We start from the raw sequence: 18,103 nt of genomic DNA, 5'->3' as shown, positions 1-18,103 counted from the left end.
AAGGTCACTTCGGCGGCGTCGGGGTGTCGTGGGTGCGGTACATCGCCTGGATGTCCAGTTCCAGCTGGACGGTGGGGCCGACGACGGCGATGCCCCGGGCGAGCATGCTGCGCCAGTTCAACGTGTAGTCCTCGCGGTGCAGTTCGGCCGTGGCGAGGGCCGCGCAGCGGAGTTCCTCCGCGTAGCCGCCGTTGACGGTGCCCAGGTAGGTGGTGTCCAGGTTCACCGAGCGGCTCACGCCGTGCATCGTCAGGGAACCCTGCAGGGTCCACTTGCTGCCGCCGCGGTACGCGAACCTCGTGCTGGTGAAGTCGATGTACGGGTAGCGCTCCACGTCGAGGAAGTCACCGGAGCGCAGATGGTTGTCGCGCGTGGTGTTGCCGGTGGTGATGCTGGACGCGTCGATGCGGACGTGGACCTTGGACTCGGCCACGTCCTGGGCGATCTGGATGCCGCCCTGGAAGCGTTCGAACCTGCCGTGCACATGCGCCATGCCGACATGCTTGGCGATGAAGCGGATCGCGGTGTGCGGCGGGTCGAAGAGCCAGGTGCCGGGCGGCGGGAGTTCCTGGGCGCGGCCGGGCTGGAGCCATACGCGTTCGGTGGGCGCGGCGGTTCCGGCGGCGATCTCCACCGTCTCCTGGTGCGGCTGGAGTCCCTGGGCCGAGACGAGGAGGCTGTAGCGTCCGGGCGGCAGCGCGGCGAGGAAGAAGCCGTACGGGTCGGTCGTACCGGAGGCGGCGACGCGGTGGGAGTCCAGGGCCGTCACGGTGACGTCGGCGGACGCCATGGGCGCGCCGACCGGGTCGACGATCTCTCGGCCGAGGCCGCCGGCGCCGGGCGGGAGGGGGAGCGAGAGGCCCGCCGCCGGGGCGGAGGCGCCCTGGGGCAGCCAGCGCCTGAGCAGTGCGAGGGCCATGGTGATCACCTTTCTTCACAGCGGTCGTGCTCCGCCGATCCTGAAGGCTTCGTCACCATTGTGGGTGTCTCATATCGAGACACCCGTTCCGTCGCCTTCCGCGTAGCGGCGGACGATCGGCTCCAGGTAGTCCGCGTGCGGGCCCACGAGGAGCGGGAGTTGGGCCGTTGAGTGGATCAGGGCGATGGCGTCCAGTTCCGGTTCGCGGTACCGGGCCCGCTCCGCCGCCGCCATCTCCTCGTGCCGCGCGCGCACTTCGGTCCCCGGGAGCGACGGCGCGCGGAAGAGGACGCCGATACCGCCGTTCCCGGCGCGGGTGACGTTCCAGAAGGTGAGGTCCTCGGGCCGGGCCTCGATGCCGGTCTCCTCGATCAACTCCCGTGCGGCATGGCGCTGCAGGGCCTTCATGTCGAGCGGCTCGTCGCCCTCGGGTGGTTCTAGCGAGCCGCCCGGTAGCTGCCAACGGCCGGGCGCCGCCGTGGAGTTGGACATGCGGCCGACCAACAGGCGTCCGTCGTCGGCCGGTTGGAGGACGGAGACGAAGAAGGACGGCAGCCATGAGGTGGAGAACGGGACCCGGCGCAGGGCGAAGTGGCGGTACGTCGTCCGCACCCAGGAGATGACCAGTTCGTACGGCCCCTCCCGCTCCGCGCCCGCGCACACCAGGACCGGCCCGTCGAAGAAACTCGGGTTGGCGCGCACCCGTTCGTCCCAGACCCGGTCCATGGCGAGCCGCTCCTCGGGGGTGAGCCGAGGAGCGGCGGATTCGACGAGCCTGAGCCGGTGGACGTCCAGGAGTTCGGCGCCGGGGCGTCGCGCGCTCTGTTCGATCATCGGCTCATGCTGGCACACCTGCCGGGTCAGTTGAGGGCGCCGGGAGCCATCACCGACGCTTCCTCCTCCGCCTTCAGGAGCGCCGACTCGGAGCCGCCGACGGTCGTTCCGCCGCCCCGGCCGGACCGGCGCGCCGGCACCAGGAGCGCGGCCAGCGCGGCGCCGAGGAGCAGCACCGCCAGCACCGCGAATCCGTGGGTGTACCCGGAGTCGTACGGCAGGCCGGATGCCTGGAGGTGCCCGGTGACCAGGACGCTGGTCACCGCGGCGCCGATGGAGCCGCCGATGGTGCGGATGTTGGCGTTCATGCCGGTCGCGGCGCCGGTCTGCTCGGGCGGGACGCTGCCGACGATGAGGTTGGCCATGGAGGCGAAGGCGAGTCCGATGCCGAATCCGAAGATGCCCGCGACGAGGGCGATCTGCCACTGCTGGTCGTGCCAGAGGGCGAGGATCCCGCAGGCGACCGCGCCGAGTGCGGCACCCGTGGTGAGCAGCGCCTTGGCGCCGACGACGGGTTCCAGTCGGCCGCTGAGGACGCCGGAGACGAACATCGCGATCAGCATGGGCAGCATGAGGAGTCCGGACGCGGTGACGCTGGCGCCGAAGCCGTAGCCGGCCGAGGAGGGGGTCTGGACGAAGCCGGGCAGGAAGGACCAGATCGAGTACATGCCCGCGCCGAAGAGCAGCGCGGCGGTGTTGGTGGTCCACACGGAGGGCAGGCGCATCACCTTGAGGTCGATGAGCGGGCTGCGGGAGCGGGCCTCCGAGAACAGCCAGGCCGCGAAGAGCACGACGGCCGCGGCGAACAGTCCGACGACCCGCAGGGAGCCCCAGCCCCAGCTGCCGGCCTGGCTCAGCGGCAGCAGCAGGGCGACCAGCCAGCCCGAAAGGAGCACGGCGCCGGACCAGTTGACACGTCCGTCGGCGCGGCTGGGCGACTCGGGGACGTAGCGCAGGGCGATGAGGGTGGTGGCGGCGACGATGCCGACGGGGAACCAGAACAGCCAGCGGTAGTCGAGCGCGGACACGATGGGTCCGGCGGCCACCATGCCGACACCGCCGCCCGCGGCGATCACGGCGGACAAGTTGCTGATGCTGCCGGGGACTTGGGACGCGTCGAACTCGTCGCGGATGATGCCGAAGGAGAGCGGGAACAGCGCGCCGCCGATGCCCTGGACGACCCGGGCGACGATCAGTACGCCGATGTTGGGCGCGAGCGCGGCGACCAGACAGCCGGCCAGGACGGCCAGGAGGACGGCGACGAGCGTGCGCTTCTTGCCGACGAGGTCGCCGACGCGGCCGAGTATGGGGGTGAAGACCGAGGCGGACAGCAGATAGGCCGTCATCACCCAGGTCGCGGTGGACTGGGAGGTGTGCAGCGCGTGCTGGACGGTCGGCAGGGCCGGCGCGATCAGCGACTGCAGCATGGAGAAGACGCCCGCTCCCGTCGCGAGGACCGCGAAGGTGAGGCGGGTGGTGGATGTGCGGGGCATGGAGAGCCTCTCCGAAACAAGCAGGCAGGGCGCGTCCGCACGCACACGTCCACGGCGGTACGCACCCACCACTGCTAAAGTGGAGGTACCCCTCCACCATAACGGAGGCACCCCTCCGGTTCAACCCAGTCCGCCCGGGAGGCACCAGTGACGGCCACGCCGTTCCCCGTCAGCGAAATCGTCGCGGCCCAGCGCCCCCACCGCAAGGACGCCGCCCGCAACTACGACGCCCTGCTGGCCGCCGCCCGCGAGGCCTTCGCGGAGCACGGCGCGGAAGCCTCGCTGGAGGACATCGCCAGACGCGCCGGTGTCGGCATCGCCACCCTCTACCGCAACTTCCCGACCCGCCGGGCCCTCTTCGAGAGCGTCTACGCGGACGAGGTCAACGCCCTGTGCCAGGTCGCCCTGTCCGTCGCCGACCAGGAGCCGTGGGAAGCCCTGATGTCGTGGCTGAACCGTTTCGCGGGCTACATGGTGACCAAGCAGGCGGTACGCCAGGCGCTGGAGAACGACTCGGAGATCTTCGGGACCTGCCGCGAGTCGATGTTCTCCGCGGGCGGCCCGCTGTTCGAGCGCGCGCAGAAGGCGGGCGTGGCCCGTACCGACATGGACTTCGGTGATCTCCTGCGCCTGGTGGCCGGGGTCACCGGTACGACGTTCGTGGACGACGCCCAGCGCGACCGCGTCCTGGTCATCGCGCTGGACGGCGTCCGCACCAACCGCTGACTACACGGGGGCGGTTCCCTCGTAGGCCGCCCGCAGCAGGGCGAGTACGCCCTCCTCGGTGACCGGCCGCGGGTTGGCGTACGCCTGGCTCACCGCCTGCGCGGCGGCCGTCGCCAAGTCGCTCTCCTTCAGGCCGAGTTCGGCGAGCGAGCGCGGGGCGCCGAGCCGTCCGGCCAGCTCCCACAGGGCAGTCGGGGCGACCGGGGCGTCCAGCGCACGGGCCACGGCGGCCGCCGCCTCCGGTGCGGCGGGCGCGTTGTACGCCAGCGCGTACGGCAGCACGACCGTGTGGGTCTCCGCGTGCGGGAGGCCGAAGGTGCCGCCGAGGACATGGCACAGCTTGTGATGCAGGCCCATGGTGGTCGCGCCGAGGCAGGAGCCGCAGAGCCACGCCCCGTACAGGGCGCGGCCCCGGGCTTCCAACGACCTTGGTTCGGCGGCCAGTTCGGGCAGGGCGCCCGCCATCGCCCGTACGCCCTCCTGTGCCATCAGCGCGATCAGCGGCGAGCCGTCCGGGGCGTACAGGGCCTCGACCGCGTGCGCGGTGGCGTTGACGGCGCTGGTCACCGTGAGCGGGACGGGGAGTCCGAGGGTCAGCTCCGGGTCGTAGACGACGCTGCGGGGCAGGACGGCGGGGTCGCGGCCGGTGCGTTTGGCGCCGTGTTCGGTGAGGCCCCAGACCGGGGTCATCTCCGAGCCGGAGTAGGTGGAGGGCACGGCGATCAGCGGGAGGCCGGTGCGCAGGGCGATGGCCTTGCCGAGGCCGATCGACGAACCGCCGCCGACCGCGACGCAGCCGTCGGCGCCCAGCGAGCGCGCCAACTCGACGGCACGGTCGGCCACTTCGACCGGGACGTGCATCTTCGCCTCGGCGTGCACCCCGACGCACACCTCGCCCAGCGAGTCGGCAACCGCCTGCGCGGTGTCGGCGCCACGGGCCCCAGAGAGCACCAACACCCGTCGCAGGCCGAGCCGTTCGGCCTCACCCGCGGTCGCGGTCAGCGCGGCGCCGGGACGGAAGACGACCCGCATGGGCTGAGCGTCGTAGGCGAAGTCGAGGAAGTCCTTCACGCGCTCTGCTCCAGTACGAGGTCGAACTGCGCGTGCCGGAAGGGGTTGGCGATGCCGAACTCCCGTGCCAGGGACGGGTCGTCGGTCGGGGCGAAGTCCGCGACCAGGCTCTGCTTGACGGCGAAGACGGCGTCGGAGTCGAGGTAGTCGCTGCCCGCGACGAAGATGTGCGTGGTGACGGGGGCGTGGCCGTCGGCCGAGGCGATGAAGTGGATGTGGGCTGGGCGGTAGGGGTGGCGGCCGGTCGCCCTGAGGAGGTCGCCGACCGGGCCGTCCGTGGGGATGGGGTACGGGCTCGGCACACAGGTGCGGAACCAGAAGCGGCCCTCGGCGTCCGCGGTGAACAACCCCCGTCCGTTGCCCGGGGGTTGGACGTCCGGCTGCTGCACGTCGTAGAAGCCGTTGCCGTCGGCCTGCCACACGTCGAGGAGGGCGCCGGGGAGCGGGGTGCCGTCCTGCGACACGACACGGCCGCTGACCACGCAGGGCTCGCCGCCGCCCAACAGGTCGATGTTCGCGCCGAGTTCGCGGACCGGCGACTCGGTCATGTGGAAGGGGCCGAGGACCGTCGACTCGGTGGATCCGTCGACCCGGTCGCCGTTGATGGTCTCCACCAGCATGGACAGGCCGAGCACGTCCGACAGGAGGATGAACTCCTGCCGGGTGTCCGTGCAGGCCTGGCCGGTCTCCGTCAGAAAGCGGATCGCCCGCTCCCATTCCGCCTGGGTGAGGCGGGTCTCCTGCGCGAACGCGTGCAGATGCCGGATCAGGCCCGACATCAGTTCGTGCAGGCGCGGGTCGGCGGTGTCCCGCAGACTCGCGACGGCCTCGTCCGTGACGGTGACGTGGGTGGTCATGCCAACTCCCTAACCAGTGCGAAATGTCAGCCGTGCCCGAGGATGCGGCGCAGCGCTTCCGTGAGCAACTGTTCGGCGTTCTCGGCCGCGTCGGCGTGGCGGAAGGCGACGTAGCCGTCGGGGCGGACGAGCAGGGCGCCCCCGTCGGCGATCTCGCTGAGGCGGGCCCAGTCGCCGTACGGGTCCTCGTACTGTTGGCCGGGGCCGATGACGACCGTGGCGATGTCGAGGGGCTGGGATCCGGCCGCGCGCAGCCACCGCTCGCCGCCGATGCCGGTGAGGAGGGTGAAGCGGCCCTTGCCGACCGTGTCCAGGGTCGAGACGGTGCGGGTGCCGGAGGTGATCCAGGCGTGCGGGAGCTTGGCGCCGGGGCGGGAACTGGGCTGGTGGTGCAGCTCGCGGTCGCGGTCGAAGCCGGGGTCGGGGGTGCCGTCGGGGACGATCGCGTCGGACGTGTAGCGCTGGTTGAGGTCGACGCCGTGCGCGTTGAACTCGTAGACCTTGTACGCGATCGCCTCGCGCAGCGCGGCCCGTTGCTTCTCCGCGGCCTCGGTGGCGTCCTTGCGGGCGGCGATGTTGGCCCACAGCTGCTCGGGGGTCTGCGGGGAGAGTCCGTCGAGCGCCTCGAAGATCGGGGCGGTCTCGCCGATCGACTTGTTGGCGCGGGTGACGATCTGCTTGCCGACCGGCGCGCGTTCGGCGTCGTAGGTGTCGAGGAGCTTCGGCGTGGCGGTGCCGTCGAGGACCAGCTTCAGCTTCCAGGCCACGTTGTAGGCGTCCTGGATCGAGGTGTTGGAGCCGAGCCCGTTGGACGGCGGGTGGCGGTGCACGGCGTCACCGGCGCACAGAACACGGCCGTTGGCGTAGGTCTCGGCGTACATCTCGTTGACCGTCCACGCGGAGGAAGACTTGATGGTCACGGGGATGTCGTCGTCGCCGACCAACTGCCGTACGACGGACAGCGCGTACTCCTCGGTGAGGTCGGGGGCGCCGGCGCTCACGTCGTAGCCCCACACGATCAGCCACTCGTTCCAGGGGCTGACACAGCGCACCAGGCCCGCGCCGATGCCGCCGACGTTGGCCCCCGGGGCGAGCACCCAGTAGAGGGTGGAGGGCCGGTGGGCGGTGTACTTCGTGAGGTCCGCCTCGAAGACGATGTTGATGCTGCCCGCGACCCCCATCTGACCGCCCATCGGCAGCCCGGCGTCCTCGGCGACCTGGGAACGGCCGCCGTCGGCGCCGATGAGGTACTTGGCGCGGATCTGGTACTCGTCGCCGCGCAGCCGGTCCTCGACGGTGACCGTCACACCGTCCTCGTCCTGCTCGAAGGACTTGTAGACCGTGCTGAAGCGGACGTTCGAGCCGCGCGCGAGCGCCGCGTCGATCAGCACCGGCTCCATCAGGTGCTGCGGCATGTCGCACATGCGGGTCGGGCTGGCCAGGTCGTGCGCGGCCTGCACGAGCGGGTCGTTGCCCCAGGAGCGGATCCGGCCCAGCTCCTCACCGGCGAGGCTGGTGCAGAACGTGGTGTTGCCCATCAGGTTCTGCGGGGTCGCCTTGGCCAGCACCTCGTCCTCGACACCGAGGTCGCGCAGGACCTCCATGGTGCGCTGGTTGGTGATGTGCGCGCGGGGCGTCCTGGTGAGGCGCGAGTAGCGGGTGACGACGATGTGGGGGACGCCGTAGGTGCTCAGCGCCAGCGCGGCGGCGGCACCGGCCGGGCCGCTGCCCACGATCAGTACGTCGGTCTCGACAACGTGCACGGCGGGACGCTCCAGGGGGTGAGGCAGGTTGAGACTGGGGTGAGAAAGGCACCGACTCTTCACGATCATCATGCGGGCGGAACACGCCCGGGTGTCTCATTACGAGACAGTTACAGCCCCGCGGCGGCCGCCGTCAGGGGCCCGATACGGTGTGAGGCGTCATGACCATCGTGGAGCACTCCCCCGCCCTCGCCCCGCTGCGCCAGGCTCGCGAGCGGTTCCTGACCGGCCGCCCGCTGCCCGACGGCGTCCCGGACGAGGTTCTCGCCGCGTGGCGGCGCGCCCGCTTCTTCGGCGTACGACATGACCTCGATGGACCGGTCCAGGATCCCGAACCGCCCCTTGAATCAGCCCTGTTGGAGGCGGCGCGGCCGGTGCTGGAGCGCGTCGCGCCGACCCTCGGCGGCCACTCGGCGCTGCTGCTGACCGACGAGCGGCTGCGGGTGGTGTGGACGGCGGGCGAGGTGCCCGGCGGCGACCGGTGCCGCGATCTGTCCGAGCGGGAGGTCGGCCACAACAGCGCGGCCCTCGCCCTGCGCACCCGGAGCCGGGCCGAGGTGCACGGCCCCGAGCACTTCCTCGACCTGTGGCAGGACGTGTCCGCGGTCAGCGTGCCGCTGTTCGCCCCGGAGACCGGGCAGGCGCTCGGCACGGTGACGGTCGCGTCCGGCCTGTGCGCCGGCTGCGGCCCGCATCCCGGTGCCGCCCTCGCGGAGGCCGCGGCCGCCGCGGTGGAGGCGGAACTCCTCGCCCGCTCCCGTACGGCCGAACGGGTGCTCCTCGACGCCTACACCCGCGCCACGCACGGCCCCGGCCGCGCGGTCGTCGCCCTCGACGGCCGCAACCGCCTGATCAGCGAGGCCGCCGTCCGCCTCGCCACCCCCCAGGTACTGACCGCCCTGGAACGCGCGAGCACCGGGGAGCCGCCTTATGGCGTGCCGCTCCCCGAGGGCGCCGGGTGCACCGCCGAGATCACTCCGGTACGGCACGAGGGCCGCGTCCTGGGGATCGTGGCCGTCCTCGCGGCGCGCGCCGCTGACGTGCCGCGTCCGTCGCCCCGCCCCGCACTGGCGCTCGCGGGCGGCTCGGTGCCGTGGCGGCACGCGGTCGCGCGGGCGGTCGAGCTGGCCCGGGTCCCGGAGCCGCTGCTGCTGACCGGCGAGCGCGGCACCGGCAAGACCGCGCTGGCCCGTGAACTGCTCGGCGAGACCGTGCCGTTGGTCGCCGACGCCGCCGAGTCACCGGAACTGGGCGTGAAGTACAGCGAGTTGGCCGACGGCCGCCCCCTGCTCCTGCGGCACGCCGAACGGCTGGCCCAGCCCGACGTCGCCGCGCTCAACTCCCTGCTCGAAGAACACCCGGAGGTGCATCTGCTGGTCACCTACACGCCCGGCACTCCCCCGGGCCCCTGCTTCCAACGCCTCCTCGACACCCTGGCCGCCCGGTCGGTCGCCCTTCCCGCGCTGCGGGAACGCCGTGAGGACGTACGGGAGTTGCTGCCGGTCCTGGCTCCCCGGCCGGCCCCGGGACAGCCGCCGCTGAGCTGGACGCTGGACGCGCTGCGGGCCCTGGAGGAGCATCCGTGGCCCGGGAACGTCACCGAACTCGCGCATGTCGTACGGGCGTTGGCGGAGCACCGGCGGGTCACCGGTCCGGTGCGGCGGGCCGAACTGCCCGACCCCGTCCGGGAGGGCCCCGCGGCCCGGCGGCTCAGCCCGATGGAGCACGCCGAACGCACCGCGATCCTGGCCGCGTTGCGCCGGCACGGCGGCAACAAGGCGCGGGCGGCCGCCGCGCTGGGCATCGGACGTGCAACCCTGTACCGCAAGCTGCGCGGGTACCAGGGCGTCTCGTGAGCAGCAGATCGACCGGGCCCGTCCGACACTGAACCGGCCTATTTGATCAGGGCGTTCGCCACCACCACGACCACACCGAGCAGCGCGTCCACCGCCCCGATCGCCACGGCCACCGCCCAACTCCGCGCCGACCAGCGGGCGGTGACCAGGCCGAGGGCGAACAGCAGCGCGATGTTGAGGACGAAGGCCGCGTACTCGACGCCGTTCGCGGGCCACCAGCCCCAGCCCGCCCCGGCCAGCAGCAGCACGGTGGGCACCGCGGCGGCGACCAGCGGCCACTCGTCGCGCAGGGTGCGCAGGGCGTCCCAGCGGCGGTGCGGGGCGCGCTCGGCGATGTAGTGGGCGTACCCGTGGGCCAGCGCCGAGGCGCCGGCGGTCACCAGCAGCCACAGGGCGTCGTAGCGGCGGCTGGCCTGGTCGGTGTGGCCGTACTGGGTGAGCGCGGCGACCATCGAGCAGGCGAGGACGGCGCCGTAGACGCCTCCGAAGAGGATGTTCTCCCGGGTCTCGTGCCGGTGCGGCTCGGGGACGGCCGTCGTGGTGTCCGCCATGGGCTGCCCTCTTCGCAGGCGTACAGGGATCGCGAGTGTACGGGGACGGTTCCCCTCCACGATCACCCGGGCCCGGTCTCCCCGCCACTCCGCGACGAAGTGTCCTCCGACCTGGGCCGATACCCCACACAGTGTCCACGCCCGGGGCGTGGCCGGCCGGGCTAGGGTCGCGGCATGACGCACAGTTTCGTTGTCCTCATCCCCGACGCCGAGCTCGAACCCGAGCCGCTGGACCCGGCGCAGATCGTCTCCGGTACGCCCGAGGTGACCGGGAAGGTGGTGTGGGAGTCCGAGGACGGGCGGCGGATCCGCGGGATCTGGCAGATCACCCCGGGGGTGGTCACCGACACGGAGGCGGACGAGCTGTTCGTGGTGATCAGCGGCTCGGCGACCATCGAGGTCGAGGGCGGTGAGACCCTGAGGGTCGGTCCCGGGGACATGGCCGTGCTGCGCGAGGGCGACCGTACGACGTGGACCGTGCACGAGACGCTGCGCAAGGCGTACGCGATCAACCTCTGACGAACGCTGTCGATCCTCAACGGGCCGCCGCCACCGGCATGTTGTAGGGCGTGACGACCTGGATCGCGGACGGCAGGGTCGGTCCGGCGGGCGGCAGCGCGTCGTGGGCGCGCATCACGATGCGGCAGGCCTCGCGGACGTCCTGGCGCAGGTCGTGGTGGAGGACGGCCGACAGCCGCTGCTCGTGCAGCAGCCTGGTGTTGTCGTGGTCGAGGTCGTGCGCGACGAACACGGCGCACTCGCGGCCCAGGTCGGCGAAGGCGCGCAGGGTCGCGATGTTGCCGCCGCCGATCGAGTAGACCGCGCGGATGTCCGGGTCGCGCTTCAGGGCGGCCCGGACCAGCTCGTACTGGGTGGCGTCCAGGCCGTGGCCCTCGGTGATCTCGACGAGGGACCGGTCCGGGTAGCGGGCGCGCATGGTGCTGCGGAAGCCCATCTCGCGCTCCTCCTCGTTGCGGAAGAAGCCGCTGCTCAGGCTGGTGAGGACGTTGCCGGGGCGGTCGCCGAGCCACTGGCCCATCAGGTAGGCGGCGGTGGCTCCGGCCGCCCGGTTGTCGATGCCGACGTAGGCGAGGCGGGCGCTCGCGGGCAGGTCGGTGACCAGGGTGACGACCGGGATACCGGCGGTGACGAGCCGGCCGACGGCCGCGGTGATCTCGGGGACGTCCGGCGCCTTGAGGATGACGCCCTGCGAGCCGCGCCGGGCGATCCGGTCCAGCGTTCCGACGAGTTCCTTCACCGGCGCGGTCTCCCGGAAGTGGAAGCGGGAGCGCACGACGGCCGGGTGCAGATCGGGCAGTTCCGCCTCCAGCGCCACCCGTACGGCCGTGGAGAACCGCTCGGGCGTCTGCATCACGATGTCGATCATGAACGTACGGCCGACCAGCCGGACCTGGGTGCGCTGCCGGTCGAGATCGGCGATGGCCTGCCTGACCTCACGCTCGGTGCTCTCCCGGACACCGCCCCTGCCGTTCAGCACCCGGTCCACGGTGGCCTCGCTGAGGCCCGCCTGACGTGCGATTTCCCTGATCGGGAAGGGGTGGCCCACCGGTCGTCTCCTTGAGGGGTTTTTGATGGCACGCTGCCGGTTGTTCGAAGGGTTTGTACTGACAAGAATGACAGGACCGCACCACCACGTGACCCGAGGGGACGACGATGTCCTTCACATCCGCAGAACGCCCCGCCTGGCTCACCGAGCAGGACTGCGATCTCGACGCCTTCCGCACCCTCGTCGAGCAGCCGACCGACCTGGGCGACTTCCCGTACGCGTCCTCGGTCGAGCGCGACGTCCTCGTCTACGACAGCGACCGGCTCCGCAAGTCGGTGGCGGCCGGTGAGCGCCGCGAGGTACAGACCGAGCTGGTGCGGGTGTTCGCCGAGGGGCCCGGCATCGTGGTCCTGCGGAACGCGTTCCCCGACGCGTCGGTGGTGGACCGTACGACCGAGGTCTTCGACGCGCTGATCGCCGAGCAGCACGCCTCCGGCGCGGGCGCCGGGGACCACTTCGCGAAGCCGGGGGCCAACGACCGGGTGTGGAACGCCCTGGAGAAGGCCGCGCTCTACGACCCGGAAGCCTTCGCCGACTACTACGCGAACGACATGCTGGCGCTGGTGTCCGAGGCCTGGCTCGGCCCCGGCTACCAGGTCACCTCGCAGATCAACGTGGTCCACCCGGGCGGCGCGGCCCAGACCGTGCACCGCGACTACCACCTCGGGTTCCTCGGCAACGAGACCGCCGCCGGCTACCCGGCGCATGTGCACCGGCTCTCCCCCGTGCTCACCCTCCAAGGGGCGGTCGCGCACTGCGACATGCCGGTGGAGTCGGGGCCGACGATGTACCTGCCGCACTCGCAGAAGTTCGAGCCGGGCTATCTGGCGTGGCGACTCCCGGAGTTCCAGGCCTACTTCGAGGCCCACCACATCCAACTCCCGCTCGCCAAGGGCGATGCCGCGTTCTTCAACCCGGCGCTGTTCCACGCGGCCGGCACCAACCGCACCACCGACGTGAAGCGCATGGCCAACCTGCTCCAGGTGTCCTCCGCGTTCGGGCGGGCGATGGAGACGGTGGACCGCGAGGCCGTCAGCAACGCGGTGTTCCCGGTGCTGCTCAGCCGGAAGGTCGAGGGCGTGGGCGAGGAGTGGCTGGACACGGTGATCGCGGCCAGTGCCGAGGGCTATCCGTTCCCCACCAACCTCGACAACGACCCGCCCGTCGAGGGTCTCGCCCCGCCCTCGCAGGCCGACATCGTGCGCCGCGCGGTGCGTGAGGGATGGGCCCCGCAGGCGCTCCGCGGGGAGCTGCGGGCCGGCGCCGAGCGGCGCGAGAGCTGAGACCGGGGACTGAGGACCAAGTGCTGAGGACCGAGTGCTGAGGAACACCATGGGACTTCGACTTCTCGACGACAAGGTCGTTCTCGTCAACGGCGGCAGTCAGGGCATCGGCGCCGCGATCGTGCGGGCGGCGGTGCGCGAGGGCGCGGTGGTGTCGTTCACCGGCCGCCGGGCCGAGGTGGGCGAGAAACTCGCCGCGGACACGGGTGCGCGCTTCGTGCGGGCCGACCTCGCCGATCCGGCGCGGGCGCGCGACAGCGTCGTACGGACCGTCGAGACGCATGGGCGCATCGACTGCCTCGTCAACGCGGCCGGGCTGACATCACGCGGCTCGCTGCTGGACACCACGCCCGAACTGTTCGACCAGCACATCGCCATCAACCTCAAGGCGCCGTTCTTCGCGATGCAGGCGGCGGTCGCCGACATGGTGGGGCGCACGGCACCGGGCACGATCGTCAGCATCGGCTCCAACTGCGCCCACGGCGGGCCGCCCTTCCTCGCCGCGTACTCCGCCGCCAAGGCCGGGCTCGCCGGGCTGACCCGCAACGCGGCGCACGCACACCGCTTCGACCGGATCCGGATCAACACGATCAACATCGGCTGGACCGACACCGAGGGCGAGGACGCCACCCAGCGCGCCTTCCACGGCGCGGGCGACGACTGGCAGGAGCAGGCCGCGGCCCGGCTCCCGATGGGCAAGCTCGGCCAGCCGGACGAGATCGCCGACTTCGTCGTGTTCCTGCTGTCCGACCGGTCGGGCGTGGTCACCGGTTCGGTGATCGACTGGGACCAGAACGTCCTGGGCGCCCTCGACTGACCTTCACCACCGGCAACAACCCGCACCCCTCAAGAAAGCAAGAGCACTCATGCGCATCGGAATCCTCGGCCTCGGCCGCATCGGCGCCTTCCACGCCGAGACCCTCTCCGGACTCGACGTCGTCGAGTCCCTCGTCGTGGCCGACCCGTTCGCGGAGGCCGCCAAGAAGGCCGCCGAGCGCTTCGGCGCCGAGGTCGCGGACTCCCCCGAGGCCGTGCTCGCCGCCGGGGTCGACGGTGTCGTGGTGGCCGCGGCGACCGACGCCCACCCGGGCCTGATCCTGGCCGCCGTCGAGGCGGGCATCCCCGTCTTCTGCGAGAAGCCCGTCGCCAAGACGATGGCCGAGGGCGTCCAGGTCCTCAAGGCCGTCGAGGGCAGCGACGTGCCGATCCAGATCGGCTACAACCGCCGCTTCGACACCGGCTTCGTCAACGCGCGCGCCGCCGTGCAGTCCGGCGAGCTGGGCAAGCTGCACACCGTACGGTCGACCACGCTGGACCCGGCGCCGCCGCCCGCCGCGTACATCGCCGCGTCCGGGGGCATCTTCCGCGACTGTTCCGTGCACGACTTCGACATCATCCGCTGGGTCACCGGCCGTGAGGTCGTCGAGGTGTACGCGGTCGGCGGCAACCGGGGCGCCGAGTACATCAAGGAGGCGGGCGACGCCGACACCACCGGCGCCATCCTCACCCTGGACGACGGCACCATCGCGGTGGTCTCCAACTCCCGCCACAACGCCCGGGGTTACGACGTCCGCATGGAGATCCACGGCTTCACGGACTCCATCGCGGTCGGCCTGGAGGACAAGCTGCCGCTGCGCTCCGTCGAGCCCGGCGTGACCTTCCCGGCGGGCGTCCCGCACGACTTCTTCATGGACCGCTTCACCGCCGCCTACCGCGCCGAACTCACCGCGTTCACCGAGGTCGTGGCCGGCACCCGCACCTCCCCCTGCACCGTCGCCGACGCGCTGGAGGCCGGCTGGATCGCCGACGCCTGCACCCTGTCGCTGCACGAGCACCGCCCCGTCACCATCCAGGAGGTACGCGAAGCATGAGCGGTCCGGGCCGGGAACCACTGCGCATCGGAGTACTGGGAGCCGCTCGGATCACCGAGAACTCCCTGATCGGCCCGGCCCGGACGACCGGCCACCGCCTCGTCGCGGTGGCCGCCCGCGACCGGGACCGGGCGAAGGCGTACGCCGCCGCGCACCGCGTCGAGCGGGTCGTCGACTCGTACGCCGACCTGATCGCCGACCCCGAGGTGGAGGTCGTCTACAACCCGCTCGCCAACGGTCTGCACGGGCCGTGGAACCTCGCCGCGCTGGAGGCGGGCAAGCACGTCCTGTCGGAGAAGCCCTCGGCGAGCAACGCGCAGGAGGCGGCCGAGGTCCGCGAGGCCGCGGCGAGGTCGGGGACGGTCTTCATGGAGGCCTTCCACTACCTCTTCCACCCGGTCACCCGCCGCCTGCACGAGCTGCTCGCCTCCGGCGAACTCGGCGAGCTGAGGCACGTCGAGACCCTCGTGGCGATCCCGGCCCCGCCGGACACCGACCCGCGCTGGTCGCTCGACCTGGCCGGCGGCGCCGTCATGGACCTGGGCTGCTACAGCCTGCACGCCCAGCGCATGCTGGCCCCCTGGGCCGGCGGCGCACCCCGGCTCGTCTCGGCCAAGGCCGGCGAACGCGCGGGCGCCCCCGGAGTCGACGAATGGCTGGACGCCGACCTGGCCTTCCCCAGCGGCGCGACGGGCTCCGCCCGCTGCCACATGGCCTACGACGAGATGGTGATGAGCTGCCGGATCACCGGCAGCCGCGGCGAGGCGTTCGCACCGAACTTCGTCCTCCCCCACCTGGACGACCGGGTCGTGGTCCGCACGACGGACGGCGAACGCACGGAGCGGCTGGGCCGCCGCTCCTCGTACACCTACCAACTGGAGGCGTTCGCCGCCCGGTTGAGAAACGGCGCACCCCTCCCACTGGGCCCGGACGACGCGGTCGCGACGATGACCCTCATCGACGAGGCCTACCGGGCGGCGGGGTTCGAGCCGCGGCCTCGGGTGTCGGTTCTGCGGTAGACCTACCTCGCCCCAGACGCAGCGACGCCCGGACGGTTTCGTCCGGGCGTTCCGCATGGTCCTGAAGGTCGAGGAGTGCTCACCGGTACAACGCGGGCCGCTCCACCAGTTCCACCTCCACCCGCACGCCCTCCTCCAACGCCCGTACCCCCGCCTCGCACACGGCCGCGGCCGCGTAGCCGTCCCACGCGGTCGGGCCGGTGGTCTCGCCTTGGCGGGTGGCGTCGATCCAGGTCTGGAGCTCGCGGTCATAGGCGTCGGTGAAGCGTTCGGTGAAGTCCTGGGCGATGGTGCCACCCCAGCGGCCGGCCATGTTGGTGACCATGGCGTGGCCGTCGCCGATGCGGGCGGTGCCGCGTTCGCAGACGATCTCGGCCTGGACCTGGTAGCCGAAGCCGCAGTTGACGAACATCTCGACGTCGACGATCGCGCCGCCGTCGGTCTCGAAGACGACGAACTGCGGGTCCTGGAGGTCGTCCGGGGCGCTCGCCGAGGGGCGCGGGCGCAGTACCTGGACGGCCGTGATCTCGTGGCCGAGGAGCCAACGGGTCGCGTCGGTCTCGTGGGCCACGGAGTCGCTGATCAGCATGGAGCTGGTGAAGAAGGGCGGGCTGGCCGCGTTGCGGTGCCGGTTGTGCAGCATCAGCGGTCGGCCCAACTGGCCTGTTTCCAGGAGGGACTTGAGCTTCATGTACTCGGCGTCGTAGCGCCGCATGAAGCCGACCTGGACCCGGCGGTGGCCGAGGCGCACCTCGGCCTCCAGGACGCGCAGCGCGGAGGCCGCGTCGGGGGTGAGCGGCTTCTCGCACAGGACCGGGAGGTCGTGCTCGAAGGCCGCCAGCAGGGCCGCCTCGTGGGCGGGCCCCGGTGAGGCGATGAGTACCGCGTCGACGTCGGCCGCCGCCATCGCGGCGGCCGGGTCGGTGTACGCGGCGCAGCCGTCGATGCCGGACGCGATCCGTTTGGCGCGCTCGGCGTCGACGTCCACGACGGCGCTCACCCGGGCGCCGTTGACCACGTGCTCGATCCGGCGGACGTGGTCCGCCCCCATCTTTCCGGTTCCGACCACTGCCACTCCGAGCGTGTCGCGCGGGTTCATGGCCATCGGCCGTCCTTTCGGCTCGTCAGGGTCGTCACGTTGCTCACGTTGCTCGCGTCGCTCACGTTCGTCAGGCACCGCAGGAGCGGAGGAACTTGCGGGTGCGCTCCGCGATGGGCAGCGGCTTGTCCGGCTCGCACGGGTACATGTCCTGCTCGACGATCGCGAACAGCTCGACGCCCAATCGCTGCGCCGCGACCAGCACCGGCTCCAACTCCGGTACGCCGGAGGGCGGTTCGCACATCACGCCGCGCTGCACGGCCGGTCCGAACGGGATCTCGTTCTTGACGACGTCGGCGAGGATCTCCGGGTCGACCTGCTTGAGGTGCAGATAGCCGATGCGCTCGCCGTAGGTCTCGATCAGCTTGACGCTGTCGCCGCCGCAGTAGGCGTAATGCCCCGTGTCCAGGCAGAGGTTGACCAGTTCGGAGTCGGTCGAGTCGAGGAAGTGCTCGACGTGGTCCTCGGTGTCGAGGTGGGTGTCGGCGTGCGGGTGGACGACGATGTCGAGCCCGTACGCCTCCTTGACCTCGTGCCCGAGGCGTTCCATGCCCTTGGTGAGGTGCGCCCACTGCTCGCCGGTCAGCTCCGGCGGCTCCAGGATCTCGGCGGTCTTGTCGTCCCGCCAGAAGGAGGGGATGACGACCAGGTGCTGCGCGCCCATCGCCTGGGTGAGCGCGGCCACTTGGCTCACGTGCTCCCAGGTGGCGTCCCAGACGGAGGGGCCGCGGTGCAGGCCGGTGAAGACCGTACCCGCGGAGACCTTCAGGTCCCGTTGGGCGATCTCGTCCGTGAGCCGGGCCGGGTCGGTCGGCAGATAGCCGTACGGACCCAACTCGATCCACGAGTAGCCGGCCTGGGTGACCTCGTCCAGGAACCGTTCCCACGGCACCTGTTGGGGGTCGTCGGGGAACCACACGCCCCAGGAGTCGGGGGCGGAGCCCACCCGGATGCGGTCCAGAACGGGACGCTCGGGCATGTCAGGACGTCCCTTCGGGCGCGCTGCCCGCCGAGGCCTTGAGGTCCGTCGCCTCGGGGAGTTCCTCGACGTCGACGCCGCGGACCTGGGACAACTCGTGCTTGAGCGCGGCGAGTTCGGTACCGCCCGCCATGTGGTTGGTCAGCTCCTCCAGCGTGATCTCGCTGCGCTCGGCGGAGAGTTCCATCGTGCCGAGGCGCAGGACGCTGAAGTGG

Annotated in this window: 17 protein-coding genes and 1 pseudogene; 7 read left to right on the top strand and 11 right to left on the bottom strand. The window is 71.7% G+C overall.

From position 1 onward, the window contains the following. Window positions 1-4 precede the first annotated feature (4 nt). The 3 genes from JHN45_RS03805 to JHN45_RS03795 form a co-directional block, all read right to left on the bottom strand. Window positions 5-919: a YceI family protein gene (locus tag JHN45_RS03805; protein WP_201047995.1), complete on the bottom strand. Its 915-nt coding sequence runs from the start codon at window positions 917-919 to the stop codon at window positions 5-7. A gap of 69 nt (window positions 920-988) precedes the next feature. Continuing rightward, complete coding sequence (locus tag JHN45_RS03800; protein ID WP_201047994.1) at window positions 989-1,753, bottom strand: NUDIX domain-containing protein; 765 nt, start codon at window positions 1,751-1,753, stop codon at window positions 989-991. 26 nt (window positions 1,754-1,779) lie between these two features. Continuing rightward, on the bottom strand, window positions 1,780-3,246 hold the full coding sequence (locus JHN45_RS03795) for an MFS transporter (RefSeq protein WP_201047993.1): 1,467 nt from the start codon (window positions 3,244-3,246) through the stop codon (window positions 1,780-1,782). A 147-nt stretch (window positions 3,247-3,393) separates the two neighbouring features. Between JHN45_RS03795 and JHN45_RS03790 the strand changes: the two genes are divergently transcribed. Beyond that, the gene (locus tag JHN45_RS03790) at window positions 3,394-3,972 is read left to right on the top strand and encodes a TetR/AcrR family transcriptional regulator (RefSeq protein WP_200714567.1); all 579 of its coding nucleotides are present in this window, start codon (window positions 3,394-3,396) and stop codon (window positions 3,970-3,972) included. Here JHN45_RS03790 and JHN45_RS03785 read toward each other — a convergent pair whose 3' ends face one another. Genes JHN45_RS03785 through JHN45_RS03775 form a run of 3 tightly spaced genes read right to left on the bottom strand, consistent with a single transcriptional unit; the run spans window position 3,973 to window position 7,663 of the window. After that, window positions 3,973-5,043 carry a maleylacetate reductase gene (locus JHN45_RS03785; RefSeq protein ID WP_201047992.1) on the bottom strand — a complete coding sequence of 357 codons (1,071 nt, stop codon included), beginning with the start codon at window positions 5,041-5,043 and terminating at the stop codon, window positions 3,973-3,975. Continuing rightward, a complete protein-coding gene (locus JHN45_RS03780) occupies window positions 5,040-5,900 on the bottom strand; it encodes an intradiol ring-cleavage dioxygenase (protein WP_201047991.1) in 861 nt (286 codons plus the stop codon). The genes JHN45_RS03785 and JHN45_RS03780 overlap by 4 nt, the downstream gene beginning before the upstream one ends. Window positions 5,901-5,926: 26 nt before the next feature. Beyond that, window positions 5,927-7,663, bottom strand: coding sequence for an FAD-dependent monooxygenase (locus tag JHN45_RS03775; RefSeq protein ID WP_201047990.1), 1,737 nt, complete (start codon window positions 7,661-7,663; stop codon window positions 5,927-5,929). 161 nt (window positions 7,664-7,824) lie between these two features. On the opposite strand from JHN45_RS03775, the gene JHN45_RS03770 reads away from it, so the two are divergent. Next, window positions 7,825-9,519 (top strand): helix-turn-helix domain-containing protein, encoded by a 1,695-nt coding sequence (locus JHN45_RS03770; protein ID WP_201047989.1) that lies wholly within the window; start codon window positions 7,825-7,827, stop codon window positions 9,517-9,519. Window positions 9,520-9,557: 38 nt separating this feature from the next. On the opposite strand, the gene JHN45_RS03765 is transcribed toward JHN45_RS03770, so the two are convergent. Next, entirely contained in the window at window positions 9,558-10,070 is a 513-nt protein-coding gene (locus JHN45_RS03765) for a hypothetical protein (protein WP_200714562.1), read from the bottom strand. A gap of 174 nt (window positions 10,071-10,244) precedes the next feature. Between JHN45_RS03765 and JHN45_RS03760 the strand changes: the two genes are divergently transcribed. Continuing rightward, a complete protein-coding gene (locus JHN45_RS03760) occupies window positions 10,245-10,589 on the top strand; it encodes a cupin domain-containing protein (RefSeq protein ID WP_201047988.1) in 345 nt (114 codons plus the stop codon). Between the two features lie 16 nt (window positions 10,590-10,605). Here the strand turns inward: JHN45_RS03760 and JHN45_RS03755 are convergent, their stop codons facing one another. Next, window positions 10,606-11,637, bottom strand: a complete 1,032-nt coding sequence (locus JHN45_RS03755; RefSeq protein WP_200714560.1) for a LacI family DNA-binding transcriptional regulator — start codon at window positions 11,635-11,637, stop codon at window positions 10,606-10,608. Between the two features lie 107 nt (window positions 11,638-11,744). Here JHN45_RS03755 and JHN45_RS03750 point away from each other — a divergent pair, with 107 nt between their 5' ends. From JHN45_RS03750 to JHN45_RS03735, 4 genes are read left to right on the top strand one after another with little or no spacing between them, the layout of a single operon-like run. After that, window positions 11,745-12,920: a phytanoyl-CoA dioxygenase family protein gene (locus tag JHN45_RS03750; protein ID WP_201047987.1), complete on the top strand. Its 1,176-nt coding sequence runs from the start codon at window positions 11,745-11,747 to the stop codon at window positions 12,918-12,920. 49 nt (window positions 12,921-12,969) lie between these two features. Then, window positions 12,970-13,737: an SDR family oxidoreductase gene (locus JHN45_RS03745; protein WP_201047986.1), complete on the top strand. Its 768-nt coding sequence runs from the start codon at window positions 12,970-12,972 to the stop codon at window positions 13,735-13,737. 49 nt (window positions 13,738-13,786) lie between these two features. Further along, on the top strand, window positions 13,787-14,791 hold the full coding sequence (locus JHN45_RS03740) for a Gfo/Idh/MocA family oxidoreductase (protein WP_019072704.1): 1,005 nt from the start codon (window positions 13,787-13,789) through the stop codon (window positions 14,789-14,791). Beyond that, complete coding sequence (locus tag JHN45_RS03735; RefSeq protein ID WP_200714557.1) at window positions 14,788-15,810, top strand: Gfo/Idh/MocA family protein; 1,023 nt, start codon at window positions 14,788-14,790, stop codon at window positions 15,808-15,810. Before JHN45_RS03740 ends, JHN45_RS03735 begins: the two co-directional genes overlap by 4 nt. A 79-nt stretch (window positions 15,811-15,889) precedes the next feature. On the opposite strand, the gene JHN45_RS03730 is transcribed toward JHN45_RS03735, so the two are convergent. The 3 genes and pseudogenes from JHN45_RS03730 to JHN45_RS03720 form a co-directional block, all read right to left on the bottom strand. Further along, entirely contained in the window at window positions 15,890-16,909 is a 1,020-nt protein-coding gene (locus JHN45_RS03730; protein ID WP_200714570.1) for a Gfo/Idh/MocA family protein, read from the bottom strand. Between the two features lie 70 nt (window positions 16,910-16,979). Further along, complete coding sequence (locus tag JHN45_RS03725) at window positions 16,980-17,888, bottom strand: sugar phosphate isomerase/epimerase (RefSeq protein WP_200714556.1); 909 nt, start codon at window positions 17,886-17,888, stop codon at window positions 16,980-16,982. 1 nt (window position 17,889) lies between these two features. Then, window positions 17,890-18,103 (bottom strand): annotated as a pseudogene (locus JHN45_RS03720) (sugar ABC transporter ATP-binding protein); the annotation flags it as partial.

The sequence above is a fragment of the Streptomyces sp. MBT53 genome (assembly GCF_016654115.1).
In the GTDB taxonomy this organism is placed as follows: domain Bacteria; phylum Actinomycetota; class Actinomycetes; order Streptomycetales; family Streptomycetaceae; genus Streptomyces.
The sequence above is the reverse complement of the archived record's forward strand: the minus strand, read 5'-3'. Positions and strand labels throughout refer to the sequence as shown.

What these genes read in the sequence shown, in the direction of transcription:
- JHN45_RS03740 (WP_019072704.1), top strand. Translation starts at nt 13,787, where the DNA reads ATGCGCATCGGAATCCTCGGCCTCGGCCGCATCGGCGCCTTCCACGCC.
- JHN45_RS03745 (WP_201047986.1), top strand. Translation starts at nt 12,970, where the DNA reads ATGGGACTTCGACTTCTCGACGACAAGGTCGTTCTCGTCAACGGCGGC.
- JHN45_RS03770 (WP_201047989.1), top strand. Translation starts at nt 7,825, where the DNA reads ATGACCATCGTGGAGCACTCCCCCGCCCTCGCCCCGCTGCGCCAGGCT.
- JHN45_RS03725 (WP_200714556.1), bottom strand. Translation starts at nt 17,888, where the DNA reads ATGCCCGAGCGTCCCGTTCTGGACCGCATCCGGGTGGGCTCCGCCCCC.
- JHN45_RS03750 (WP_201047987.1), top strand. Translation starts at nt 11,745, where the DNA reads ATGTCCTTCACATCCGCAGAACGCCCCGCCTGGCTCACCGAGCAGGAC.
- JHN45_RS03765 (WP_200714562.1), bottom strand. Translation starts at nt 10,070, where the DNA reads ATGGCGGACACCACGACGGCCGTCCCCGAGCCGCACCGGCACGAGACC.
- JHN45_RS03760 (WP_201047988.1), top strand. Translation starts at nt 10,245, where the DNA reads ATGACGCACAGTTTCGTTGTCCTCATCCCCGACGCCGAGCTCGAACCC.
- JHN45_RS03795 (WP_201047993.1), bottom strand. Translation starts at nt 3,246, where the DNA reads ATGCCCCGCACATCCACCACCCGCCTCACCTTCGCGGTCCTCGCGACG.
- JHN45_RS03735 (WP_200714557.1), top strand. Translation starts at nt 14,788, where the DNA reads ATGAGCGGTCCGGGCCGGGAACCACTGCGCATCGGAGTACTGGGAGCC.
- JHN45_RS03780 (WP_201047991.1), bottom strand. Translation starts at nt 5,900, where the DNA reads ATGACCACCCACGTCACCGTCACGGACGAGGCCGTCGCGAGTCTGCGG.
- JHN45_RS03800 (WP_201047994.1), bottom strand. Translation starts at nt 1,753, where the DNA reads ATGATCGAACAGAGCGCGCGACGCCCCGGCGCCGAACTCCTGGACGTC.
- JHN45_RS03805 (WP_201047995.1), bottom strand. Translation starts at nt 919, where the DNA reads ATGGCCCTCGCACTGCTCAGGCGCTGGCTGCCCCAGGGCGCCTCCGCC.
- JHN45_RS03730 (WP_200714570.1), bottom strand. Translation starts at nt 16,909, where the DNA reads ATGAACCCGCGCGACACGCTCGGAGTGGCAGTGGTCGGAACCGGAAAG.